This window comes from Selenomonas sputigena ATCC 35185, assembly GCF_000208405.1.
In the GTDB taxonomy this organism is placed as follows: domain Bacteria; phylum Bacillota; class Negativicutes; order Selenomonadales; family Selenomonadaceae; genus Selenomonas; species Selenomonas sputigena.
The window spans coordinates 2,378,524-2,404,275 of record NC_015437.1 but is presented as its reverse complement, the minus strand read 5'-3'; the positions used below and the strand labels follow the sequence as shown (position 1 = coordinate 2,404,275).

Sequence of the window (25,752 nt, the reverse complement as noted above, 5' to 3'; positions counted from 1 at the left end):
TTACCAGAATGCATTGCTCTAGATCGAAAAGCTACATCCTGAAAGTTTCGATGCGTCGTAAAAAATTGTGAGATTCCCAGGCAGTCGGCATAGCAACCCCGCAAGAAAGCTGAAACTGCTCTGGTCGATGATACGAAAGCGGCAGAGTGACATTAGCTGCATGTCGACATAGTCGTGTGCACCGCGATTTCCGTCTACAACAGTCAGGCGGGATCGGATGGAGGTGAGGCCAAGTTCCTTTGCATGATTCATACAATAGGGAAGATCGTCAGAGAACAAATAGAAATGATCGACATGAATCAGGCTCTCTAGCTTACGAATGGCCTGTCTAAAATATTGCAGGGGGTTCGATCGTCCGAGCTTTGCCATATCGCCGCGTCGCACGTGGATTGCCGCTGCATTCTGAAATGAACAGATTCTTCGTGCCATCTCTTCCTGTGCGGTTGTCGGGAATGAAGGAAAATGAAACTGAGATAAAAATGTATCTTGAATCTCTCTAAAATAGAAATCTGTGATCCAATAACCCCAAAAATAAACTGTTTGCTCATGGGATAAGTTTACGGATACAGCGGGGGCGTCTTTTTTTATGATTGTAGTTGGAGCTGCACAAGAAGGACCTGCAGAGTTCATCTCTTGTACATAGTGGATCGGGAGACCGCCTTCGTAAAGTTGTTCAATCATCGATTTCCCACGTTCTTTGAGAAGTAGCATTTCCTCCCAAACATCGGGTGAGAAATACTCGCTCAGTCGCGGGAAAATTCCTGCTGGAAAGAACTTCGGTATCTTAAACAAATCGGGTTCGACATGTGCATCGAAGAAAGCAGAGTCTTCCAATACAACATGTGCATCCTTCTGTGCCAAATACAACGCAAAGATGTATTGGAACATTTGGTTTCCCAGTCCACCATTCAACATAATGATCTGCATACGGATTTTGTCGCCTCTCTTTCTGTAATTCCCTCTATAGTGTACCATGAAACCTCAAGAGGTCAAGCCCGAAGAGCTGGGGACAGGCGTTTGATTCAAGAACGAAAGAAGCTGTGACTCACGATCCAGAGAGTCCGAAATGAAGGTCAATAATGCAGAATGTGTATAAGTCTAGCCGTAGGCTTCACAACAAAGGAGGCGTCATGAAGGACAAAAGAATCCAGGGAGAGATTCAGAATCTCAAGCCGCATATCATGCGAGAACTGCAGAGCCTCTACGATCTGAGCGTGCCGGTCGGGCAGCTTTCGACGAAGGAACTGAATGAGAGGCTCATCGCCGTCACGGAGGAAATCGGGCGCGAAGTCGCCGTCTACGTCGACCGCAAGGGGCGCATCATCGAAATTTCCGTCGGCAACACGTGGACGGTCGATTTGCCCGCCGTCGATGCCCGCTCGGAGGTGCGTCTTTCGGGCGTGCGCTGCATCCATACGCATCCGAGCGGCGATACGGAGCTCAGCGATCCCGACATCTCGTCGCTTCGCCGCCTGCGCTTCGACGCGATGGCGGCTATCGGGCGGCTTTCAGGCGAGAGCGTCGGCTGCCTTGGCTTCTTCACGGGCGAGAAGGAAGAGGACGGCACGCTCGAAGTGCAGCTTTTCGGCCCTGTGCGCGCCGATCATCTGAATCGCATCCGCCTGACGCCGCTCATCCAGAGCATCAACAAGCGTCTTTCGAGGGAGCGTACGCAGGCGACGGACGATGAGGAGGAACGCGCCGTGCTCGCCGGGATCGATGCGCCCATGGCCTGCGCTCTGTGGATGACGGAGGATTCGCTCGCCGAGCTGGCAGAGCTTGCACGCACGGCGGGCGCGACCGTCGTCGGCACGTTCATCCAGAAGAAGGCGAAGCCCGATACGGCGCTCTTTTTGGGGCGCGGCAAGGTCGAGGAGATGGCGATGTTCATCCAGAACGAGCGTGCGACGCTTGTCATTTTCGACGATGAGCTTACGCCGTCGCAGCAGAGGAATCTCGAAATGGCGCTCGGCGTGAAGATCCTCGACCGCACGGCGCTGATCCTCGACATCTTCGCGCAGAGAGCGCGTACGGCGGCGGGCAAGCTGCAGGTCGAGCTGGCGCAGATGAAGTACAGTTTGCCGCGCATCTTGGGACAGGGACTCGTGCTCTCAAGGCTCGGCGGCGGCATCGGCACGCGCGGCCCCGGCGAGACGAAGCTCGAAGTCGACCGTCGTCGCATCCGTCGTCGCATCCACGACATCGAGGGCGAGATCGAGCGCCTCAAGAAGGAGCGATTGCTGCATCGCGAGCGCCGCCGCGCCGCGCGCATCCCCGTCGCCGCCCTCGTCGGCTATACGAACGCCGGCAAGTCGACGCTCTTGAACGCCTTGACGGGCGCGGATGTCTTCGCCGAGGACAAGCTCTTTGCGACGCTCGACCCGACGACGCGCTCTCTTCGGCTCGCGGACGGCCGCGAAATCCTCGTGACCGATACCGTGGGCTTTATACAGAAGCTGCCGCATACGCTCGTGCAGGCCTTTCACGCAACGCTCGAAGAGGTCGTCGAAGCCGACATTCTGCTGCATGTCGTCGATGTGTCGAACGAGGCTGCCGAGTTCCAGATCGAGGCCGTCACTGAAGTTCTCAAAGAGCTTGGCGCAGCCGAAAAGCCCATGCTCTATGTGCTGAACAAGCTCGATCGCCTGACGAACGGCGCAGGCGGCACGGGCGGAGGCGAGGCAGCGGCGCATGTCGATACGATGGGCGATGCGAGGTACGAGGCAGCGGGGAGCGACGCGGCGGGCGGCTTTTCCGAGGGCGAGATTCCGTCCTTGGAAGAAGTGCATCTGCCGCCCGCCGTCCTGCGCCTCCTGCGCGGCCGCGAGGGCTGCGCCATCTCTGCGAGGACGGGCGCGGGGCTTGTCGAACTGCAGGAAAGGATCGCCTCATTCTTTCGCACGGGCGAGGTCGAACTTACGCTTCACATCCCTTTTACGGAGAATGCAGCCGTCACGCGCCTGCACGAGGCGGGGCGGGTGCTTCAGACGGACTACGACGAGCGCGGCACGCGCGTCCGCGTCCGTCTGAGCGAAGAAGAAGCCGCTCGCTTTCGCCGCTATGAGATTTCGTAATGATAAAAAGTCTTTTGCCCTTGCTGCAAGATAGAGGGGCAGGTTCGTGATGGCGCCGTCCTTCTGATAGCCAAGCCGGGAAAAGCGCAGTGCACACTGCGGCGCTCGGGTGGCGATACGATGAGAAGTTTTATTGAGAATATCTTGCGACATAAGTCGTCCTTGGGCTTGACTTCTTGGACTTTCATAGTACACTAAAGGAGATGCCGCATTTTCCGAATCATGCGGCGATTTTCCAAGCTGCACGGTCTTGCCTTGGGCTTGACCGCTTGGTTTTCCCAGTCAAAGGAGATGTTTTTCCATCATGAAAAGCGAGTATTTGCGGGGCATTGCCTACGCTCTGCTCTTTGCCGTTCCCGCATACGTCCTCGGGAAGTTCTTCCCCATCATTGGCGGGCCTGTCTTCGGCATCCTCCTCGGCATGTGCTTCGCGCGCCTTGCGCGTCCGAAGAACTTCGAGGCGGGCATCAGCTTCACGGGCAAGAAGATCCTGCAGTATGCGATCATCCTCTTGGGCTTCGAGATGAACCTCTACCATGTTCTGTCGGTCGGCTCGCAGTCGCTCGCCGTCATGGCGTCGACGCTCGCGACGGCATTTTTCGTCGCCTGGGGCGCGGGCAGGCTCTTGGGCGTCGAGGGTGATGCACGGACGCTCATCGGCGCGGGCACGGCGATCTGCGGCGGCTCTGCCATCGCAGCGGTCGCGCCCGTCATCGGCGCGAAGGACAAGGACATCGTCTTTTCCATCTCGACGATCTTCCTCTTCAACGTGATCGCGGTCTTCATCTTCCCCTTCCTCGGACACTTCATGGGCATGAGCGACCTCGGCTTCGGCATGTGGGCGGGCACGGCGATCAACGATACCTCGTCCGTCGTCGCGGCCGGCTACTCCTACAGCCACGAGGCAGGCAGCTATGCGACGATCGTCAAGCTCACGCGTGCGCTGTGCATCGTGCCCGTGTGCCTTGCCTTCGCGCTCTTCGCGGCACGCGATTCCAAGGCGGAGGGAAAGGGATTCAGCCTCAAGCGCATCTTCCCCATGTTCATCCTGTGGTTCGTCGTCGCCTCCATCGTCAATACGACGGGCGTCTTGCCCGAAGCGCTCTCGCACTTCCTCGGGGAAGCGGGCAAGTTCGCCATCGTGCTCGCCATGAGCGCCATCGGTCTCAACACGGATTTCGGGGCGCTCCTCAAGAACGGCGTGCGCCCCATCACGCTCGGTCTTTTCTGCTGGATCGCCGTCGCCGTCGTCTCGCTCATCGTGCAGCATTTCATCGGCATCATTTGATACACGTTTGCAGAAAAAGACCGCGAGACTGTACACGGGAAGGCGGCTTCTTTTCAAACGGCACGGACATATCGTGCGCCTGATTCGTTATCCACACTGTCCACAATCCTGTGGATAAGTTCTGCACAGAGCGGCTGATTGTTGATTTTCTTGAGAAATCGGCGACTTTTCCACAGGGTTTATGCACAAAGTGGACAAATCTGGGGATAAGTCAGGGAGATATCCATCTTGGAAGGAGGCTCTATGGTATCCGAATGGGAAATACTCGTGCGGCTGACGCTTTCGTGCGTTCTCGGCGGCGTCATCGGCTACGAGAGGCAGTCGCGCCGCAAGTCGGCGGGGCTTCGCACGAACATGCTCGTGTGCCTTGGCTCGTGCCTCGTCATGCTCATCTCGACGGCGATCTACCAGGGCGTCGAGGGCAGGACGAACGCCGATCCTGCACGCCTTGCGGCGCAGGTCGTTTCCGGCATCGGCTTCTTGGGTGCGGGCGCGATCATGAAGGAGGGGCTGACAGTCACGGGACTGACGACGGCCGCCTGCCTCTGGGTCGTCGCGGGCGTCGGCCTCGCCGTCGGCGGCGGCTACTACACGGCGGCTCTTCTGGCGACGGGACTCGTCTTCGTGACGCTCGGCGCGCTTTCGCGCATCGACGAGTGGGTGCTGCACGATAACCACATCCTCTTGACGGTCTTCACGCGCGACCTGCCCGGCCAGATCGTGCACATCAACGAATGCCTGGAGGATATGAGCCTCACCGTGCATACGGTCAAGACGATGCGCTCGCATGACAGCGACCATGCTCTCGTGTTGGAATTCGAGCTTTTCAACCACGCGAAGGTCAAGGGCGTCGCGCTCGCCGAAGCCGTCAGCCGCATCGAGGGCGTCACGGGTGTCAATATCGCCTGAGAGAAAGAGTCGCCGTCCTGAGACGCCTCCAAGCTAGGCGGTTTGCCCTGCAAGGCGCGGCACGATGGTATTCTCGGTCGATTAGACGCAAAGGAAAGAATTTGCTATAATGAAGTGGCCATAAGACAGTTCCGCGCTTTTCCAAGAGAAAATCTCTTGGAGGAATTGCTCCTAATATCTATATTTTATGAAAGGGTGTGGAAACCTTGAATCTTTCTGTACGCATCTTTATCGCGCTCATCCTCGCAGTCGTCGTCGGACTTGCCGTGGGAGAAGAGTACATCGGCTTCATCAACTGGTGGATCGCGCCGATCGGCACGATCTTCATCAACCTCATCAAGATGATGATCGTGCCCGTCGTCTTCTCGTCGCTGATCGTCGGCGTCACAAGCCTCGGTGACACGAAGACGCTCGGGCGCATCAGCGCCAAGGCGGTCGGCATCTACTTGTCGACGACGGCGATCGCCATCGTCATCGGCTTCGCCGTCGCGGGCGTCATCCATCCGGGCGTGGGCCTTGCCTTGAGCGGCACGGCGCCCGAGGTGAAGGAAGCGCCATCCATCATGCAGGTCTTCGTCAACATGATCCCGACGAATCCCGTCGCATCGATGGCGAAGGGCGACATCCTGCCCGTCATCATCTTCGCGCTCTTCATCGGCGTCTCTATCACGCAGGTTGGCGGCGAACGCGGCACGAAGCTCATCGGCTTCTTCGATGCCTGTGCCGAGGTCTGCTACAAGGCGATCGGCACGATCATGTCGTTCGCGCCGTACGGCGTCTTCGCGCTCCTCCTGCCTGTCGTCGCAAAGAACGGGCCGAAGGTGTTGCTGCCGCTCCTTTCCGTCATCGTCTGCGCCTTCATCGGCAGCGTCATCCATGCGGTTCTCGTATACTCGACGATGGCTTCCGTCTTCGGCAAGATGACTCCCGTGAAGTTCTTCCGCGGCATGTCGGAAGCGATGATGCTCGCGTTTACGACGTGTTCGAGTTCGGGCACGCTGCCGGTCAACATGAAGAACTGCGAGGAGAAGCTCGGCGTCTCGCGCAAGATCTCGTCCTTCGTCCTGCCTCTGGGCGCGACGATCAACATGGACGGCACGGCGCTCTACATGGGCGTGTGCTCGCTCTTCATCGCGAACGTCTTCGGCATCGATCTCACATTCCAGCAGATGGCGATGATCGTCCTCACGGGCACGCTCGCCTCCATCGGTACGGCAGGCGTGCCGGGCGCGGGTCTCATCATGCTCGCGATGGTTCTGCAGGCGGCGCAGCTGCCGTTTGAAGGCCTTGCTCTCGTTGCCGGCATCGACCGCATCCTCGACATGATCCGCACATGCCTCAACGTCACGGGCGATGGCGCTGTCGCCGTCGTCGTCGCGGCATCCGAAGGCGAACATTCCTCATCGAAGAACTAAGGAGAATGCCATGCGGCACGGTCTTGCAAGGATTCTGACGCGCGTTCTTCTTTTCGCCCTTCTCACGGCGGTTCTTCCTTTGTCTGCAAATGCGGCAGAGAGTGCGGCGGCTTCTGCCGCCAAAGTCGCAGCCGGTGAGAATGCGGCTGTCAAGGCTGCAGCCGCCGAAAAGGGGGCTGACGCAAAATCTTCGACGGAAAGCGCGGCCGACCCAAAGGCGGCGTCCGGGAAGGAGATGCTTCCCGCGCCGCTCGGCCAGCGTCATATCGTGCTGCTGCGTCCCGTCGTGCCGCGCTCGATGCCGCCCGAGGTCATCGAGGAGATGAAGTCGCGTTTCGTGCGCGACTTCCGCGTGCCGCTCAATGAGACGCTGCGCGCCGTGGTCTATGCGGGCGACGATGGCGTGCAGCAGGCGATGAAGATCATCTACGACGGCAAGGGAAAGCTTGAGGAGCGTGTGCGTGAAGCCGCCGAGGCGACGGACGCCGACTACATCGCGGGTTTCGTCGTCACGAATTATGGGGAGTCCTCCTACCGCAACTGGAAGGGCGACCTCATCCTGCACAGCTACGTCAGTCTGCAGCTCGTCGGCTACGATCGCGAGCGCGATCTCGTCATCGACCTGCCTGCTTCGCGCAGCTACAACGGCGAGTACACGAGAAGCGGCACGGCGCGCATCCTCGCGCTCTTCGAGCTTGACCGCTTGATGGACGAGGCGAACTTTTCCTCGACGCTCTTTCCCGTCACGGACTGGATCGACAAGCCGCGCGGGAAGAGTGCGGTAAAATGATACAGATGAACCCCCGATGGATATGCCATCGGGGGTTTTGTTATGATGTGGCAGTCTGTGGCTAGATCTGTCTGATTGGGTGTTTCATGCGGCTTTTTTCACTTTTCCTACTTTTTCTCGCCGAACTGCGCAAGCGCCTCGGAGAAGTCCTCGACGAGTTCGACCGCGCCCGTGTATTCGCCGTTCTCGTCGTAGATGGCGAGATAGCGCACGCCGACGGGCTTGCCTTTGATGTAGCGGTAGATCTCCATGCGATCGCGCTTCTTCGCCTTGAAATCGGCGACGAGCTGCTCGATGATCGGCACGATGTTGGCGGGATGGCAGTTGTAGACCTTGCTCCCTAAAGCGATGCGCGGGCGCGCGAAGACCTGCCCGGGATTCGAGAAGAAGCGCAGCATCTCGTCCTTGTCGATGTAGGTGATGTCGACGGGCAGGAGGTTCAAGATGGCTTCCAGCTCCTTGCAGCCGATTTCGCCCGTCGATAGCCGCACCTTGCCCGAGGCGATCATCTTGCGCTCTTTCGCTTCTGCCTTTGCAACATAGGCGTCGCCCTCCGCCCACTTCGGTGCATCCTTGATGAACGCGACACCGAATTCCGGCATGTCACGGTAAATCATGAGCCAATCTTCTTCAGAGAAGAAGCGCAGTGTCAGCGGGAAGAGGATCTTCTCTTCCTTGTAGATCATGTCACGGATGCGCTGGAAGAAGGCCGAATAGCGCTCCTCCTCGCCGCCGATTCCATCGCCGAGCGACTTCATGAGTGCGCGAAGCTCCGCCTTGATCTCGTCGTCGACGCCCCACATGACGCCTGAAGGCCCCGTCACGCCGTAGCGGTAGAGGAGCGTCATGAGCAGAGACTCCTTCTTGCCGTAGTGCGAGTAGATCGCGTGCAGTTCGCCGAGACCGCGGCTCAAGCCGGGCATGTCGCTCGCCTCCAAGGCGGCGGACAGGCGATCGAGGAGTTCGGACAGGCCCTTGTTTTCGAGGTTCAATACCGTGAGCGGATGTCCGTCAGGCAGATCCTGCACTTCGGGTGCGGCATCCGCAGCAGGTGTTGTGCCGCCAATATGCCCGTGGAAGAGTGCCGAGTGCACGTCGCAGAGCTTCTGCACCTCGTGAATCGGCGTGCCGCCTTCGATGAGCTGCTGCTCGGCGGCGGAAATCTCCTCGGCTGAAACGCTCGCGAAGTCCTTGATGAAATCTTTGCGTACCGTCTCCAGCGACTCGCCCGCCGAAAGGCGCTCTAAGAAGCCCTTGAGCACAGCCGCGCGTCCCGTCGCCTCTCCGTCCGTCGCGCCTGTCGCCGCAGCCGCATGGGTGCAGCCGCAGCCGTCTTCGCCGTGCACATGGGGATGCGGCTCGTGCGTACCGCAAGAGCCGCACGCGTGCGCCGCAGCAGCTTCGTCCTGTTTGATCGTGAAACCGCGTGCCTCCAGCTCGCGCACGACGTCTTCCAGCTTCATTCCTTTGATCGCCACTCCCTTGGGCACGGTCATGACGCGGCCCATGACGTTCAAGACCATCGGATTCGTGATTTCCTTGAAGCCGATCTCCGCCATGGCCTGCTGAAATTCCGGAAATTCCTCGACAAGTTCCGCCACCGTTTTATTGAAGTCCAATTCCTTTTTCATATCGATCTCTCCTGTTCCAAATCTGAATGCGTTTCTCATTGCAGTCATTATAGCAGATAGGGATTGCGCTTGTCGTCATATTTGTTACGGGTTTTGGAGCAGCATTTGTTTAGTTTGGTATTGACAATGCCTGTGATGCATGATATTCTTTGGCGGAAGGATTGTTATGAAGAAATAAAAATTCTATATTTGGGTCAGGTGTCGCAAGACTTAATAGGGAAGTCGGTTGAAGCCGGCGCGGTCACGCCACTGTAACAGGGAGCACGCTGCAAAATGCCACTGAGGAAACTTGGGAAGGTGCAGCCGTGCGATGAACTGGAGCCAGGAGAACTGCCTGATCAACAATCACCGTTTGAACCTGCGAGCGATGGGGAGGAGATTTTGGCGGCAGCAAGCCCATGCCTTTTGCTAGACCGAGGCACAGCGTACAGCCATTGACGGAAGTTTTTGCACAGCCCCTCCTTTTTCGCGCACGAAAGGAGGGGTTGTGTTTTATTTTTGGAAATTGTGCGTGTAGTTTACTAGATGAGGAAAGGGAGTTCTGCAAAATGAATCCATGGAAAAAGAAATGCCTGACGCTTGCCGTCATCTGTTCCGTTATGGGAACAACCCAAGTGTATGCGGCGGAAAAAAGTGCTGAGACGACGAACACAGCAGTTGATTCGACGACGGTGTCCACGGAAACTTCGTCCGCGGCGGAGGGGCATGACCTCGGAGAGACGACCGTCACGGCGACGAGAGTCGCGGAACCTGTCAACAAAGTTCCCGCCAACGTCACCGTCATCACAGCGAAAGAACTTGAAAAGAGGCATGTCTTCAGTTTGCGCGAAGCGCTTGCGAGGGAGGCAGGCATCTATGTTGCGCCGACGGCAGAAGTGAAGGATGGCTTGGAGTTGCGTGGATTTAGTGGCCCGAACATCCTTGTCATGTACAATGGACAGCAGCTCAACACGGCCTTTGACGGCGGCGTCAATTGGGATTCCATCCCGCTCAGTGACATCGAGCGCATCGAGATCGTGCGCGGAGCTAGTTCCTCGCTCTACGGCGGTCATGCTGTCGCCGGTGTCATCAACATCATTACGAAGAAACCGAAAAAGCCGGAGAATCCCGAGCAGCAGCTCCTTCATGGCAAGATTGAAGTCTCTCACGGCAGCAACAACACATGGCAGCGCGGCATGCAGGTCACGGGCGGCGACGGTAAGCTCGACTTCCGTCTCGGTTACGAAAAACGTACATCGGATGGCTGGGTTGGGCACTATGCCACGACGGACGAGTGGTATGATACAGGCGTTACTCCGGATGCGACGGGCGTATTTCCGAAGCTTTCTGATGGTGAATATATCGTAGGCAGCCGTGGTGCAAGAAAAAAATCAAGTGAAAATGTCTTCTTTGACATGAATTACGACTTTGATGCCAACCGTTCGTTCAGCTACACCTATATGCACAATTCTTATAAGTATTCTTACCATGACCCCATCACTTATTTGCGTGATGCGAGCGGAAATCCTACATTTTCTGGGACGGTACTCTTGCCGAATGGCAATTATATCAGCGTCTCGCCAGGGGATTTTCTCGGCTATATGGGAAAGCGCGAGCAAGACGTCCACAAATTGCGCTATGAGGATAAGAAAAACTCTTTCACGGCGAACATCGGCTATAGCGACACCACGAAGGATGGTTATTCCGGTGCCTCGCGGCGCGCTACAAGCATCGATTGGACGGGATTGGGAAACCGAGCGGAATATCCTACGAAGAACTACAATATAGAAGCGCAAAAGAAATGGACGATTAAGAATCATACGCTGCTTGCAGGCTTTGCATGGATGAAAGACAAGATGCGCTATCGTGCCGTTGATCTTCATCATTGGAAGGATTGGAGTTCAGAATATGGCGATCCATACGCACAGAGCGGTGGCTCCATCATCTCCACAGCTCTTTTCGTGCAGGATGAGTTAGAACTTGATCCGCGTTGGCGGCTGCAGGTCGGTCTGCGTTATGACCGCTTCGATAAGAAGGATGGCTATTCCTACATCGATGATGTACGCAAAGATTATGAAGACACGGCCTTCAATGCCTGGAGTCCAAAATTCGCTGTGACCTATGAGCCGCAAAAGGACACGATGATTTATGCCAGCTTTGGCAAATCATTCAATCCGCCGTCGATTTATCGTCTTTATCGCCGTGCGGGAGACGACCCGCGTTCCATCAAGGCCAATCCTGATCTGACGCCGGAAAAATCTACGACGTACGAACTGGGAATGAAACAGAAGATCAACAAGAACACCTCATATGGTTTGACGTTCTTCCGCGTGGATACGAAGGATAAGATTGCCATCGCTACGCGCAACGGTATCAGAGCCTATTACAACATGAATGAAGCGATGATCAAGGGGATAGAGTTCGACGTCAAGCATCGTCTGAGCCGCGATTGGCGGGTATATCTGAACTACACCTTTGAATCAGGCGAATATACGAGCGGCGGCGATACGTACCGAGATTGGGATTTGCCGAAGCACATGGCAGGCTTCGGTATCGACTATACGTGCGGGAAGTTCGGCGGCGTCCTTGATGCAAGGTATGTGGCCGCAAGGCAGGACGTTGATACGATTACCGGTGAATACGGCTCGGAGGACAGCTTCTTCACTACGAATCTCTGCTTGACGTATAAGTTCGACGACAGCTTCAGAATGCAGTTCGGCATCGATAACCTCTTCAATCGGCACTTCTACGCGAATGAAGCAGCGAGCGATAGAACTTATTCTCTCGGTGCGATGTACTCCTTCTAGAGAAGCGCGGATGAATTCGGCAGGGCTTATCATATCTGCACCACGAAAGGACCGCTCCATGAGACTCATCTATCGTCTGCATCGCTGGATCAGCACCGTATGTGCCGTTTTCTTCCTGCTGCTCGTCTTGACGGGGCTGCCGCTGCTCTTTAACGGTGATATCGCGCGCTGGAATGCGCTTGAAAAACGGCCTGCCTTCGGCGAGACATCCTCTCGTGTGCTTTGGGCGGAAGCGGCAAAGGGCTTGGAGCGGATTGAGCGCGAGAATCCCGGGCGCAGGGTGCAGTCGATTTCCGCCTATCCCGAGCGCGGGCTTCTCGTCTATCGGTTCTCGCACACCGGCGGCGGATATGGCGTATCTGCGCTCGCCTACGCGCCGCAGCAGGACGCGCTTGTGCCTTGGCGGAGCGGCGGCGTCAAATCGCCCGCGCTCGCTGCATTTATGGGCTGGATGCATCACCTGCATCTGCGCCTCGCCATGGGGCAGGGCGGCATGATCTTCCTCGGTGTCATGTGCTTCTTGAGTTTCCTCTCGATCTTGGGCGGGGTGCTTCTCTATCCGTCCTTCATGAAGCGGCGGCTTTTCGGCGGTATGCGAGGCGGCACGTCAGCGGGCAGTTTTTTCGACTGGCACATCTTCCTCGGTATCCTCACGGCAGTCTGGGCATCGCTTCTGACCTTGAGCGGGATCGCCATCGTCTTCGGCATACTCGGCTACAGCAGCTATGCGGAGGATGTGATGACAAGTGTGCCGCAGAGGGAAAGTGCACCGCCCGCCATAACCTTCGCCGAGATGATTGCTTATGCAGAGGAGCATTTTCCCGCCCAGGAGATTCTCTACCTCGACGCTGCCGAAGGATCGACACCCGCCGCATTGACTCTGGCGGATGCCGAGAGACCGCAGATGTTTCGCGGGCAGGACGTCTATCTGCTGCGCACGGCGGGCGGCGAGATCGAGAACTTCACGAAGCCCTTGCCGCGTTGGCTCGTCTTTTGTGATGCCGTGCGCGATCTGCACCTGCACAATCATTCGACGATGTTCCTAAAGATCGTCTGGGCGGTTCTCGATCTGCTTTGCGCCGCCGTCATCGTCACGGGCTTTTGCGGCTGGCTGCAGAGAAGCCGCCGCAAAAAGGAGAGACCGCCCGTGTTCGCGCCCCATGCGGCGGCGAAGGCTGTGCAGTGGAAGGCGCCTGCGCTCTTCGTCGCGCTCTCCCTCGTCGGTATGACGGCGCCGCTTGGCGATACGCTCGCGGGCAATATCGTGGGATCGGCCGCTTGGCTCACGCTCTTTGTCGGCGCTTTCGTGCTGTGGCGGCGCGGCAAGCGGTAGAAGGAAAATGGCAGCTTCGTCCATGCGGCGGAGCTGCCGTTTTCCTTTGGAACAGAATATGTGCGCCTGTGCCAATTTTTTTTCTTAAAAACACTTGACAAGCTTTCTCGACCTCGTTATAATGGTCATAACGATTAAACAACTACTTAATCAATAAGGAGGAACTCCCATGAAAAAGAGCTACAAGATCGAAGTCGAGTGCGCGAACTGCGCTCAGATGATGGAAGACGCAACGAAGAAGATCGAGGGCGTAAAGGACGCGACGGTGAACTTCATGGCGCTGAAGATGAAGGTCGAATTCGCCGACGGCAGCGAGCCGGCTGAAGTCATGCCGCGCGTCTTAGAGGCCTGCCGCAAGATCGAAAGCGACTGCAATATTGAATTCTGAGCCGTCCAAGAGGCAAGTCCGAAGGACGCAGACGATTGGGAAATGGCTCGAATGCGAAAACGTCCCAAGAACGCGAGCTGCAAGCGAAGCGTGATTGGTTGACGTTGACCGCCCAGAGTAGGATTCAACATCACGTCGCCAGAAAGCAGGTATTTTCGTGAACAAGAAACAAAAAAGAAATCTCATCCGCATCCTTCTGGCGGCCGCCTTGATGATCGTCTTGAGCCAGCTGCCCGTGGCGGGTCTGCCGCGCTTCTTCCTCTACGTCGTGCCGTACCTCATCGTCGGCTATGACATCATCATCAAGGCAGCGAAGGGCGTATGGAATCGTCGTCCGCTCGACGAAAATCTCCTGATGTCGATCGCGACCATCGGCGCGATGGGGCTTGCTCTCTACGAGGATGGCGACTATGTGGAAGGCATCGCCGTCATGCTCTTCTACCAGGTCGGCGAATGGTTTCAAAGCTATGCCGTCGGAAGAAGTCGCAGAAACATTGGCGAGCTCATGGACATCCGCCCCGACTACGCGAATGTGGAAGAGGATGGAAAGCTTATACGTCGTGACCCCGACGAAATCGAAATCGGCACGGAGATCGTCGTGCAGCCGGGCGAGAAGATCCCCATCGACGGCATCATCACGGATGGCGCATCGACGCTCAATACGAGCGCACTGACGGGCGAGAGCCTGCCGCGCGACGTGGAGAAGGGGCACGCCGTCTTCAGCGGCTGCATCAATCTCACGGGCGTCTTGAAGATTCGTACGACGAAGGAGTTCGACGAATCGACCGCCTCGAAGATTTTGGAACTTGTCGAGGATGCCAGCGCGCGCAAGTCGCGCTCGGAGACGTTCATCGCACGTTTCGCGCGCGTCTATACGCCGATCGTCGTCGCGGCCGCCATCCTCCTCGCCATCGTGCCGCCCGTCGTGCGCCTCGCCGCGCTCGATGCCGCGCCCGACTGGGGTACATGGATTTACCGCGCCCTGATCTTCCTCGTCATGAGCTGCCCATGCGCACTCGTCGTCAGCGTTCCCTTGAGCTTCTTCGCGGGCATCGGCGGTGCGAGCCGCGAGGGCGTGCTCGTCAAGGGCGCGAACTACCTCGAAATGCTCGCCGAGGTCGACACCGTCGTCTTCGACAAGACGGGCACCTTGACGCGCGGCGTCTTCGAGGTCAGCGCCGTGCATCACGGCACGATGGATGACAAAAAACTCCTGGAACTTGCCGCGCTCGCTGAGAGCGCCTCGTCGCATCCCATCAGCCGCAGTCTGCAGCAGGCTTACGGCAAGGAGCTCGACCGCTCGCGTGTCACAGACATCGAGGAAATCGGCGGTCTCGGCGTGACGGCGAAGGTCGACGGTATCGAAGTGGCCGCCGGCAATGGCAAGCTCATGGAGCGTCTCGGCATCGAGTACCGACCGTGTCACCATCCGGGCACAATCGTGCAGATGGCGGTCGCAGGCAAGTACGCCGGACACATCGTCATTTCCGATGCGCTCAAACCGACGTCGGAGGCGGCGATCAAAAGTCTGCATGAAGCGGGCGTGAAGCGCGCCGTCATGCTCACGGGTGACGCGCATGCCGCCGCTGAGAAGGTCGCGGCGGAACTCGGCATAGACGAGGTCAAGAGCGAGCTTCTGCCTGCCGACAAGGTGCAGGAGGTCGAGCGCCTGCTCGCGGGGAAAACGGCGAAGAAGCTCGCCTTCGTCGGCGACGGCATCAACGACGCGCCCGTCCTCAGCCGCGCGGACATCGGCATTGCCATGGGCGCGATGGGTTCCGACGCCGCCATCGAAGCCGCCGATGTCGTGCTGATGGACGACGATCCGCTGAAGCTGCCGAAGGCGATCCGCATCGCGAGAAAGTGCATGGCGATCGTGCATCAGAACATCGTCTTCGCCATCGGTATAAAGCTCCTGTGCCTCGTGCTCGGCGCCGTCGGCATTGCCAACATGTGGTTTGCCATCTTCGCCGACGTCGGCGTCATGGTGCTCGCCGTCTTGAATGCGCTGCGTGCGCTCTTCGTGCGAAAGATGTAAGAAAAGGGACGTTCCGCCGCAAAGAGCGGCGGAGCGTCCCTTTTGCTGCTATAGGTTGCATCCCATGGTATAATGGAGGAAAGATTGTTGAACTGCGACAAAGGAGGCGGCTATGAAGATTCTGATTGCTATGGGAGTAAACGATCATCATAAAGAACAGCTGCAAAGAAATGCGGCGAATGCGGAACTTCATTTTGTTCCTGCCGACAAGGTGCGAGAAGAAGACATCGCTAATGTTGACGCCATCATCGGCAACGTGCCGACGGAGCTTCTGCCTGCTGCGAAGAAACTGCGCTGGCTGCAGCTCAATACGGCGGGAGCAGACATCTACTGCAAGGAAGGCGTGCTCAAGGACGGCGTCCTTCTGACGAATGCGACAGGAGCCTATGGCCTTGCGCTTTCCGAGCATCTGCTCGCGCAGCTCCTCGCAATGATGAAGAAGCTCTATCCCTACTACGACAACCAGAAGAAAGGAATATGGCGCGATGAAGGACGCGTCACCTCGATCGAGGATGCCACTGTCCTAATTCTCGGTGCGGGCGACATCGGACGCGCTTTCGCACGCCGTGTCAAGGCGCTCGGCGCTTACGTCATCGGCGTGCGCCGCCGCGAGGGGGCGAAGCCCGTCGGCATCGACGAGATGGGCACGATGGATGATCTCAATTCTCTGCTTGCGCGCGCTGACATTGTCGTATCGGTCTTGCCGGGGACGGCGGCGACGAAGGGAATCTTCGACAGGAAGCGCTTTGCCATGATGAAGAAGGGGGCCTACTTTCTGAACATCGGGCGCGGCAATGCCGTCGTTACCGAAGACCTCATCGAGACAATGACAGAAGGCCGCCTCGCCGGTGCGGCGCTCGACGTCACAGACCCCGAGCCTCTGCCTGCCGATCACGCGCTTTGGCATACGCCAAACGTCTACATCACGCCGCACATTTCGGGCGACGACCACCTGAGCGCGACGCAGGATAAGATCGTTCAGATTGCCGCGCGCAATCTCGCTGCTTTTCTACAGGGCATGCCGCTTGAAAACCTCGTCGATCGCACGACGGGCTACAAGGACTGAGGAGGGATACGATGCGTCAATGCATGGATATGACGAACCTGCACCGCAGGCTCAGGAAAATTCGCGGACAGGTCGAGGCTATCGACCGCATGGTTGAGGAGGATATTCCGTGTGAGGATCTTCTCTCGCAGATCAATGCGGCGAAGTCCGCGCTGCACAAGTGCGGTCAGATCGTGCTCGAAGGCCACATTCAGCACTGCGTCAAGGACGGCATCGCTCATGGCGACGCAGAAAAGACCGTCGAGAAATTCACCAAGGCGGTCGAGCGCTTTGCCAATATGGGCTGAGGCGCGTTGCAGCACAAAAAGACAGTCCGGCGGATATTATCCACAAGAAAAACATGTGTTTCCCACAGTTATCCACAGAATTTTGGGGATGAACCCGGCATGGCTTGCCATGCAGGAGCTTTTCCTGCCCGACTTATCCACATGTTAGAGGAGGAGAGATTTTGTCCTTTTTTATGAAACTTCAGGAGCTGACATGGCATGAGATGACGGATTTCCTGCTCATGCCTGCGTGCATCATGCTCGCGGCGCTGACGGTCGGCATATTCCTCAACAAGCTCATCGACCGGCAGATTCACGAGAGGGTCACGGTCGGCGAGGACACGGCGTGGTCGATCTTCATCCATGCGCTGCGCGGCGTGCCCGTCTCGTGGTGCATGGGCGTCGGCGTCTACTGGTCGATCAAGACCATCGACTTCTTCCCGACGATCGCGCAGTTCCTTTCCTACATCCTCTTCGGCATCATCGTCTTCACGCTGACGCGCGTCGCTGCGCGCACGATCACGGGCTTCATCGAGATGAAGACGCGCACGAGCGGCGCGGCGCTACCGAAGACGACGCTCCTGTCCTCCATCCTTTCCGGCGTCATCTATGCCATGGGCGTGCTCATCGTCCTGCAGTACGCGGGCATCTCCGTCGCGCCGATCCTCACGGCGATGGGCGTCGGCGGCGCGGCTCTCGCCCTCGGTATGCAGGAGACGCTGTCGAACATCTTCTCGGGGCTGCAGCTCATTCTCTCGCGCCAGATCCGCATCGGCGACTATGTGAGCATCTCGCCGACGGAGGAGGGCAAGGTCGCCGACATCAACTTCCGCTTCACGACGGTGCAGACCCTGAGCGGCAATACGATCATCGTGCCGAACCAGAAGCTCGCATCGTCCATTCTCACGAACTACAACATGCCCGCGCAGGAAATCTCCGTCGCCATCCCCGTCGGCGTCAGCTACGCGAGCGATCTCGACGAGGTGGAGCGCGTGACCCTTGAGGTGGCGAACGAGGTCATGGAAGCCTTCGATCATGATGTTGAGAGCGATCCCGTCGTGCGCTTCCACACCTTCGGCGACTCCGCCATCGAGTTCAACGTCGTGCTGCGCACGAGCAGCTTCGTCAATCAGTTCCTGTTGAAGCACGAATTCATCAAGGCCTTGACGCGCCGCTACCGCGAGGAGGGCATCGACATCCCCTTCCCCGTGCGCACAATCGTGCAGGCGAAGGAATAGCTGCCGCCTGTGCATAACTTTTTTGAAAGAATCTTTCTCCGCGCTCAAAAGCCTTGAAAATCTTGCGAAAGCACCCTTTCCCGCCTGTGGATAAAGGGTGCTTTTCTTGTGGATAAACCACAATATGTAGTTTAGTCCCTTGACTGCCTAGTCTACATCTTGTATAATCTAACCTGCAAAGAATGCGGAGGATTCCGCTCTTATATACTCCTTTGGCGAAGGCTCAGCTTTGTTTTTCTTGCGCTGTGATACATCGTCAACCACAATATATAGAGGAAGGGAAACTGCTAATGATCAAGAACATCCAGAAGCGCACGGGTCAGATCGTGCCGTTTGACGCCGAGAAGATCACCGATGCCATCCGCAAGGCGAATCTTGAGTCCATCGACGAGACATTTTCGCAGCATCAGCTTGAAAAGCTCACGAAGAGCGTCATTCACCGCATCGAAGGGGAGGAGACGCCTGCCGTTGAGTTCATCCAGGATGCCGTGGAAAAAGCGCTCATCAAGAATAACTTCGCTTCGACAGCGAAGGCGTACATCCTCTATCGCGCGGAGCACGCAAAGATCCGCGATGCCGAAGGCGACCTCATGGACATTTACAACGAGCTGACCTTCAAGCGTGCCAAGGACGCCGACATCAAGCGCGAGAACGCGAACATCGACGCCGATACGGCGATGGGCACAATGCTCAAATATGGTTCGGAAGGATCGAAGTACTTCATCGATCATCACATCCTGCCCAAGGACATCGCGGCGGCGCACATCGACGGCGACATCCACATTCACGACAAGGATTTCTACATGCTGACGGAAACGTGCTGCCAGATCGACCTCTTGAAGCTCTTCAAGGACGGCTTCTCGACGGGGCACGGCTACCTGCGCGAACCGAACGACATCCGTTCCTACGCCGCGCTCGGCTGCATCGCCATCCAGGCGAACCAAAACGAGATGCACGGCGGACAGGCGATTCCGAACTTCGACTATTCGATGGCGCCGGGCGTAAGGAAGACCTTCCGCAAGCTCTACTTCAAGGAGCTGGCGAACTTCTTTGCCATCACGCTCGGCATGAAGCAGGACGACGCGAAGCTCCTGGCCAAGGAGATTCGCCGCTCGCTCTTGCCCTTGGGCATCACGATCGGCGGCGCGGACGTCTACAAGGCGGCGCTCGTCGACTTTTTGCCCGCGCACCAGAAGGCACAGGGCTTCGAGGAGATTTCCGAAAAGCTCGCGGCACGCGCCCATGACTACGCCTACGGGGCGGCGCTCGACGCGACGGACAACGCGACCTTCCAGGCGATGGAGGCTCTCATACACAACCTCAACACGATGAACTCGCGTGCGGGCGCACAGGTGCCGTTCAGCTCGATCAACTACGGCACGGACACGTCGCCCGAAGGCCGCATGGTCATGAAGAACCTCCTGCTCGCGACGCAGGAAGGACTCGGCAACGGCGAGACGCCGATCTTCCCCGTGCAGATCTTCAAGGTCAAGGAGGGCGTGAACTACAACGAGGGCGAGCCGAACTACGATCTCTTCCGCCTCGCGATGGAGACGTCGGCAAAGCGCCTGTTTCCGAATTTCAGCTTCCTCGATGCGCCGTTCAACCTCCAGTATTACAAGCCCGGCGACTACAACACGGAGGTCGCCTACATGGGCTGCCGCACGCGCGTCATGGGCAACGTGCACGACCCCGAGCGCGAGGTCACATGCGGCCGCGGCAACCTCTCATTCACGAGCATCAACCTGCCGCGCCTCGCGCTGCTCGCCAAGGGCGATCTCGACGTCTTCTACAGCGAGCTGGACAGCCTTACGGAGCTTGTCATCCGTCAGCTTCTGCATCGCTTCAAGATCCAGTGCGCGAAAAAGGGCAGAAATTATCCGTTCCTCATGGGACAGCGCGTGTGGATCGACTCGGAGAAGATCGGTCCCGACGATGAGATCGCCGAGGTCTTGAAGCACGGCACGCTCTCGATGGGCTTCATCGGTCTCGCCGAGTGCCTGAAAGCGCTCATCGGCAAACATCAGGGCGAATCGGAAGAAGCGCAGGCTCTAGGACTTGCCATCGTCGGTCACATGCGCCGCCGCATGGACGAGGAGGCGAAGCGCACGGGGCTGAACTTCACGCTGCTCGCGACGCCTGCCGAAGGATTGTCGGGCCGCTTCGTGCGCCTCGACCGCAAGAAGTTCGGTGAAATCGAGGGCGTCACGGATCGCGACTACTATACGAACAGCTTCCACGTGCCCGTCTACTGCCCGATTGAGGCGGCGAAGAAGATCCGCCTCGAAGCGCCGTACCATGCGCTGACGAATGCCGGACACATCAGCTACATCGAGATGGACGGCGATCCGTCGAAGAACCTCCAGGCCTTCGAGGCGATCGTGCGCTACATGCACGATGCGGGCATCGGCTACGGCTCGGTCAACCATCCCGTCGACCGCGACCCCGTCTGCGGCTACAATGGTATCATCGACAACATCTGCCCGCGCTGCGGCAGAAAGGAGAACGGCCGCCCCTTCGAGCGCATCCGGCGCATCACGGGGTATCTCGTCGGCACGATCGACCGTTGGAACAACGCGAAGCGTGCTGAAGAGCATGACCGCGTCAAGCATGGCATCGGTTAAGCTCGCAGGAACGGTATCGGATTCCATCGTCGACGGGGCGGGAATCCGCTACACGATCTTCACGCAGGGCTGCCCGCACCATTGTCCGGGCTGCCAGAATCCCAAGACGCACGACTTCGCGGGCGGCTTGGAGATGGATACGAAGACGATCCTCAAGGACGTGCTCGGCAATCCCTTGCTGACGGGCGTGACGCTCTCGGGCGGCGAACCGTTCTGCCAGGCCGCGCCGCTCGCTTCCCTCGCACATGAGGTGCACGCGCACGGCATGGACGTCTGGGCGTATACGGGCTATACGCTCGAAGATTTGCAGCAGAAAAAGGCGTGTGAGGTGGACGCACTGCTTGATGAGGTCGACGTCCTCGTGGACGGCGCATACGAAGAGTCGGAGCGCGACCTCACGCTCGCCTTTCGCGGCAGCCGCAACCAGCGCGTGATCGACATGAAGAAGACGCGCGAAACAGGGGAAATTATCCTCTGGCAGGACGCATAAATGGTATCAGGGAATAAAAAAGAGAGCCGCGAGGCTCTCTTTTTTATTCCCTGATACCAAACGGCTTTCCTCCGTGCGCGAAATTCATTTCCTCTCGGCGATATAGAGGACGCCGTCGGGCTGCTCCCAGGTACCGAATGGTTCGCCTGGCCGAAGGGGCAGCGCCTTTCCCTTGGGCAGAAGCTCTCCTTCGGGCGTGCGCAGGGAGGAGAGGCCGCTGTTCACGAGATGCCATGCGCCGTTTTGGCGCGTGATGTAGGCTTTGACCTCGCGGTCGTGCGCCTTCTCGTCGGGGAAGACGTTTTCCGTGAAGTGCCAAGAGAAGAGCGGCAGGCCGTCGTAGACATTGACAAGTCCCGCTTTCAGCCATTGGCCGGCCTTGCCGCGCACGCGCCGCAGACGCTTGAGGTGCAGCACGCGGCGCTCGGGCACGACGGTGCCGCAGAAGGGGCAGCGCGGTGCAGCGGTATCATGCAGGATGAAGAATTTCTCGGGGCAGTGCGGATTCGCGCACGGCTGCAGGAGATCCCACGTCTTGATGAGCGCCTTTTCCCACTCGAATGCCGTGGGACGCGCCTCCGGCTCGTGCAGACCGTCGACGAAGGCGCGCAGGAAGAGCTTTTCGAGGTATGGCCCGAGATCATGAATTGTGACCTTGAGATCGTCCGGGCGGTTGGAATGATCGGTCGGATGTTCGGCGAAGAGCGCCTTGTCCCCGTAGATCAGGAAGTCGGCTTCCTCGGCGGGCAGGTCGTAGTTCTTCGGCCCTTCGAGCGGATGACGCTTGAGCAGGTACTGATAGAGAAGCACGGGCAGCGCGAAGAGGTCGGTCAGAAGGCTGGGGATGATGCGGCGCGCATCGCCTGGCGGAAGATCCATCGAGGCGAGCACCTCGGGCGCGATGTAGCCCTTCGTGCCCGCGACCTCGGGCGGGTACAGGCCGGGAACGACGAGCGAGTCGATGTCGATGACGACGCAGCTGCCGCTCTTGGGATCGACGAGGACGTTGTTGCACGAGAGGTCGGAATGCGCGAGTCCCGCTTGGTGCATGCGGCGCACGGCGCGTGCGAGCGCGATGGAGAGGCGCAACATCATCTGGAAGTTGCCAAGCTCCGCCTTTTCGAGATACTTGCGCACGCGGTTCGTGAACCAGCTGCCCTTTTTGTCCTTGCCCGCGAGGTCGAGCTGGCGCGAGGCGTCGCGCCCAAAGAAGAAGTTCTTCGGATAGGCGGGGCAGACAATGCCGAACTCGGGCTTCGTGACGATCGCCGTCGGCCAGCAGAAGAGATCGGCGAAGTACGTCGCCGCCTCTGCCGTATTGCCGCGTGCGCCGCCCTTTGTCTCGGCAAGCGTCGGGTTGTAGCGCCCGATGATCGCCGTCAGCCGATCGACGAGCGCTTCGTCGACTGCGTCTGGATCGAGGAAGTACTGCACGACGTAGGATTTGTCGGGCGCGAAGTAGGTGTATTTCATGCCGCCCTGCGGCGGGTTTTCCGTGATGACGTAGGGAATCTTCCTGCCGTCCGCGAGGACGGCTTCCGCGAGCCTCGGCCTAGACATGCGGAGGCTCCTTCCATGCGAGCAGCGCGAGTGTGCGGTCGTCGAAGGAGGCGCGCGTCACATAGTTGTCGAGCCAGATCTTCAGCCGCTCAGCGTGCGAGGCGACGCCCTTGAGGCTCGTATCCTCGGCAGCGAGTGCGAGCACATGCGCGTTCTGCCACAAGCATTCTTCCGTCGTGGGGATTTTGCGGCAAATATGGCTCGCGTACTGCAGCGCGATGTGCTGCTCCTTGTCGTTGACCCAAGGGAAGGCGGCGGGCTGCGGCAGGCTGCGCAGAAGCTCAACCTCGGTGCGCGTGAACGTGGCTGCTCCCTGCATGCCAGGCACGATGCCGTTCGCTACGAGATCGAGATAGAGGCGGTGCATCTCCTGCTCGTTGAAGTAGTCGTCCGCCACGCCGTCCGTCATCGTGAGGATGAGATCGCAGGCGCCGCGCGTGACGAGCGTGCGCCTCTGCAGGCTGGCGATGTCCGCCATGGCCTCGCTCGTCAGAAAGTCCGTCTCGCCCGAGAAGTCGCCGCTGTCGGGCTTGCCGAGGAGCTTGACGGCGTTTCCGTAGGGCGCATGCGTATCGATGGCGCAGGTCATGCCGTCGCCGACTTGGCATGAGAGCACGAGGACTTCTCCTAGCTCGGGGACGGGCACGGCGACGGTCACGAGAAGCGTCGCCGCGAAGTCGGAGAGAGCGAGGTCGCGCCCGAGATGCTTCGTGTACGCCTCTTGGCCGCATCGCTCATGGAAAGCCGCGAGGACGGCGCGTCGAGCATCGAGCACGCCCGTGTGAAGTGCCGCGCCAAGCCTGGCGCATGCCTCGCCGAATGCCGCATCGCTCAAGGGAAGCGCGAAGGCGGCGCGATTTTTGGCGCTCGCCGCATCGAGGGTACGAAGCTGCTCGTAGATCGAGCCGACGGCGGCCTCGCTCGCCGCACGCGCGCCGACGCGCGAGAAGTGCTTCGAGCCTGCGCCGTCGGAAACGGCAAGGACGGCGATGTCGCCGACGGCAGCTACCGCGAACCAATCGTCGCAGTTCGTCGCCTCGTGCTTGTGCTTCTTGCCGCGCACACGCGCCGCGACGAAGTCTGCCGTGCCGATTCGCTTCTCCGCGGTCTTGTACTCGGGCGCGGCGTCCGGCTCATCCTGCGGCACAGGATGATACTGCCAGAGCGATGCCGTATGTGCGAGAACCGCCTCATCGCTCAGGGCGAGAGAAGCATCGTCCGCTGCTGCATCTGCATCGACTTCTGCATCCGCAGCGGCGGCTGCAGAAGTCGATGCGGGCGGCTCGCTCGTTGGCTTGGACGGCGCAGCGCCCGATGCGGGCGGCTCGCTGTCCGGCGCGAATGGTATGGCAATCCATTCGGACGGCTGCTTCGGCAATTCTGCCTGTGCGGCGATTGGTTCGGGCGTCGTGCCCATTGGTTCGGGCGGCGCAGCGCTTGATACAGGCGGCTCGCCCATCGGTTCGGGAAGAACGTCGTCCAATGCAGACGGCTCGCCCGTTGCCTTAGGTGTAGTCGGCTTCTCCATCGGTTCGGGCGTAGTCGGCTTGTCCACCGTTTCGGGCGGAGCGGCGCTCGCCTCGGGCAGTCCCTCCCTTGGCTCGGACAGCTCGGCAGCCGCATGTTTTTCAAGACGAACCTTTTCCGTTTTCACGTCAGCCGATGCTTCGTTTTCCGTCAAGACACATCACCTCGTTTCTCCTTATGACCCCTCGTCCCCTGCTCGTCAGGGGACGACCGTGAAGCCCTTCGGGGGCGGCGGCAGCTCGATGGCCGCGCCGGGCTTTGCGTCGAGGCTCTTCGACGACATCTTGATCGAGCCGGAAACCCATGCAAAGAACTTCGCCATATCGCCGGCCGACAGGCTGTTCATCATCAGCACGTTGTCCGTCAGCTGCTTCAGGTAGCTCGTATCGGCATCGGCGCCCGCCGCGCACGCGATGATATTGCCGAGCTTCAAGGACTTGATTTCGGCCGCCGCCTGCCTAAAGTCTTCCAGGTCGGTCGGACTGCCGTCCGTCAGCAGGAAGACGAGCGGTCGCCAGTCGCCCTTCTGCGTCTCGGTGTTCTTGCGCACCTCCGTGCGCACGCACTCGGCGAGGAGCTTCAGAGCGCCGCCCATGAGCGTGCAGCCCTCGGCCTCAAGGCGCGGCTCCTTGAAGAGCATGAGCTCCGTGAGCTTCGTCGTCTGCCGCACCTGGCTCGCGAACGTGATGACCGAAAGATACGCCGTCTCAAGCGCCTGCGGGTCGCCGCGAAGCTCCGACAAGAGCGCCTTGATCCCCTGGCGCACGGCCTCGATCGGCTCGCCCATCATCGATCCCGAGCAATCCAAAAGCAAATACACCGGCAGTCTGCGTCCAACATCCGCCATGAAAAGCACCTCCCAGAATCCTTCCGCACGCAAAAAGCGGCGGAAAACATAGTCCGAGGCAGTACGCCTCGAAGCCTGCTGTCATACACCTTTAGGAAACGCTGATAAAATGAAGTTGCCCAGATTTGCACAGATACGCTGTTCCTATCTAGGAGACAAACCGCAGGCGTAGCAGTGGCTACGTCGAGGATTTGTCGACGACGAGAGGACAGTGTAGATGTGTGAAGATGGGGAGCTGAATTTATCAGTGCTTCCTCTATTCTAACCACGAAAGCGCAGGAGGTCAAGCGGGAGGCGTCGAGCGATTTGTAAGGGCGGCGCATCAAACAAAAAGGAGAAAAGCCTCGTGAAAAACTTTACGAAATTATGGAGCGGTTGTCGAGGGCCTTTTTTGAGCAAAGAGATTGTTTCTCACAGTCGACTTTGCTATAATGTTCGCAAATAAAAAGCACCGATAAGATGAAGTCCGTCGGAGCGGTTTC

Annotated in this window: 19 protein-coding genes and 1 riboswitch; of the genes, 14 read left to right on the top strand and 5 right to left on the bottom strand. The window is 58.6% G+C overall.

Features of this window, described 5'->3' with window-relative positions:
* Positions 1–18: 18 nt before the first annotated feature.
* Positions 19–927 carry an alpha-1,2-fucosyltransferase gene (locus SELSP_RS10970; RefSeq protein WP_013741051.1) on the bottom strand — a complete coding sequence of 303 codons (909 nt, stop codon included), beginning with the start codon at positions 925–927 and terminating at the stop codon, positions 19–21.
* 203 nt (positions 928–1,130) lie between these two features.
* Here SELSP_RS10970 and hflX point away from each other — a divergent pair, with 203 nt between their 5' ends.
* The 5 genes from hflX to SELSP_RS10945 all read left to right on the top strand — a co-directional run bounded on the left by hflX (position 1,131) and on the right by SELSP_RS10945 (position 7,476).
* Positions 1,131–3,074 (top strand): GTPase HflX, encoded by a 1,944-nt coding sequence (gene hflX, locus SELSP_RS10965; protein WP_013741050.1) that lies wholly within the window; start codon positions 1,131–1,133, stop codon positions 3,072–3,074.
* Positions 3,075–3,378: 304 nt separating this feature from the next.
* Positions 3,379–4,362: a YeiH family protein gene (locus SELSP_RS10960; protein ID WP_006193265.1), complete on the top strand. Its 984-nt coding sequence runs from the start codon at positions 3,379–3,381 to the stop codon at positions 4,360–4,362.
* Between the two features lie 243 nt (positions 4,363–4,605).
* Positions 4,606–5,271, top strand: a complete 666-nt coding sequence (locus tag SELSP_RS10955; protein WP_006193264.1) for an MgtC/SapB family protein — start codon at positions 4,606–4,608, stop codon at positions 5,269–5,271.
* Between the two features lie 197 nt (positions 5,272–5,468).
* Positions 5,469–6,686, top strand: coding sequence for a dicarboxylate/amino acid:cation symporter (locus tag SELSP_RS10950; RefSeq protein ID WP_006193262.1), 1,218 nt, complete (start codon positions 5,469–5,471; stop codon positions 6,684–6,686).
* A gap of 10 nt (positions 6,687–6,696) precedes the next feature.
* Positions 6,697–7,476, top strand: a complete 780-nt coding sequence (locus tag SELSP_RS10945) for a hypothetical protein (protein WP_006193261.1) — start codon at positions 6,697–6,699, stop codon at positions 7,474–7,476.
* A 107-nt stretch (positions 7,477–7,583) separates the two neighbouring features.
* On the opposite strand, the gene SELSP_RS10940 is transcribed toward SELSP_RS10945, so the two are convergent.
* Positions 7,584–9,107, bottom strand: a complete 1,524-nt coding sequence (locus SELSP_RS10940) for a DUF438 domain-containing protein (RefSeq protein ID WP_013741048.1) — start codon at positions 9,105–9,107, stop codon at positions 7,584–7,586.
* A gap of 179 nt (positions 9,108–9,286) precedes the next feature.
* Positions 9,287–9,459: riboswitch (cobalamin riboswitch) on the top strand.
* A gap of 196 nt (positions 9,460–9,655) precedes the next feature.
* Between SELSP_RS10940 and SELSP_RS10935 the strand changes: the two genes are divergently transcribed.
* The 9 genes from SELSP_RS10935 (at position 9,656) to nrdG (ending at position 21,336) form a co-directional block, all read left to right on the top strand.
* Complete coding sequence (locus SELSP_RS10935; protein WP_006193258.1) at positions 9,656–11,893, top strand: TonB-dependent receptor; 2,238 nt, start codon at positions 9,656–9,658, stop codon at positions 11,891–11,893.
* 58 nt (positions 11,894–11,951) lie between these two features.
* A complete protein-coding gene (locus tag SELSP_RS10930) occupies positions 11,952–13,226 on the top strand; it encodes a PepSY-associated TM helix domain-containing protein (RefSeq protein ID WP_006193257.1) in 1,275 nt (424 codons plus the stop codon).
* A 169-nt stretch (positions 13,227–13,395) separates the two neighbouring features.
* Positions 13,396–13,614 (top strand): cation transporter, encoded by a 219-nt coding sequence (locus SELSP_RS10925; RefSeq protein WP_006193255.1) that lies wholly within the window; start codon positions 13,396–13,398, stop codon positions 13,612–13,614.
* Positions 13,615–13,771: 157 nt separating this feature from the next.
* Entirely contained in the window at positions 13,772–15,652 is a 1,881-nt protein-coding gene (locus SELSP_RS10920) for a heavy metal translocating P-type ATPase (RefSeq protein ID WP_006193254.1), read from the top strand.
* Between the two features lie 112 nt (positions 15,653–15,764).
* A complete protein-coding gene (locus tag SELSP_RS10915) occupies positions 15,765–16,718 on the top strand; it encodes a D-2-hydroxyacid dehydrogenase (protein ID WP_006193253.1) in 954 nt (317 codons plus the stop codon).
* Positions 16,719–16,729: 11 nt separating this feature from the next.
* A complete protein-coding gene (locus SELSP_RS10910) occupies positions 16,730–17,005 on the top strand; it encodes a metal-sensing transcriptional repressor (RefSeq protein WP_013741047.1) in 276 nt (91 codons plus the stop codon).
* Between the two features lie 161 nt (positions 17,006–17,166).
* Positions 17,167–18,222 (top strand): mechanosensitive ion channel family protein, encoded by a 1,056-nt coding sequence (locus SELSP_RS10905; RefSeq protein ID WP_013741046.1) that lies wholly within the window; start codon positions 17,167–17,169, stop codon positions 18,220–18,222.
* Positions 18,223–18,512: 290 nt separating this feature from the next.
* Positions 18,513–20,846: an anaerobic ribonucleoside triphosphate reductase gene (locus tag SELSP_RS10900; RefSeq protein ID WP_006193248.1), complete on the top strand. Its 2,334-nt coding sequence runs from the start codon at positions 18,513–18,515 to the stop codon at positions 20,844–20,846.
* Positions 20,833–21,336 (top strand): anaerobic ribonucleoside-triphosphate reductase activating protein, encoded by a 504-nt coding sequence (gene nrdG / locus SELSP_RS10895; RefSeq protein WP_006193247.1) that lies wholly within the window; start codon positions 20,833–20,835, stop codon positions 21,334–21,336. Before SELSP_RS10900 ends, nrdG begins: the two co-directional genes overlap by 14 nt.
* Before the next feature lie 84 nt (positions 21,337–21,420).
* Here the strand turns inward: nrdG and SELSP_RS10890 are convergent, their stop codons facing one another.
* Genes SELSP_RS10890 through SELSP_RS10880 form a run of 3 tightly spaced genes read right to left on the bottom strand, consistent with a single transcriptional unit; the run spans position 21,421 to position 25,270 of the window.
* Positions 21,421–22,896, bottom strand: coding sequence for a serine/threonine protein kinase (locus tag SELSP_RS10890; RefSeq protein ID WP_006193246.1), 1,476 nt, complete (start codon positions 22,894–22,896; stop codon positions 21,421–21,423).
* Positions 22,889–24,577, bottom strand: a complete 1,689-nt coding sequence (locus SELSP_RS10885; protein ID WP_006193245.1) for a PP2C family serine/threonine-protein phosphatase — start codon at positions 24,575–24,577, stop codon at positions 22,889–22,891. The genes SELSP_RS10890 and SELSP_RS10885 overlap by 8 nt, the downstream gene beginning before the upstream one ends.
* Before the next feature lie 45 nt (positions 24,578–24,622).
* Positions 24,623–25,270, bottom strand: coding sequence for a vWA domain-containing protein (locus SELSP_RS10880; protein WP_009646919.1), 648 nt, complete (start codon positions 25,268–25,270; stop codon positions 24,623–24,625).
* Positions 25,271–25,752 lie beyond the last annotated feature (482 nt).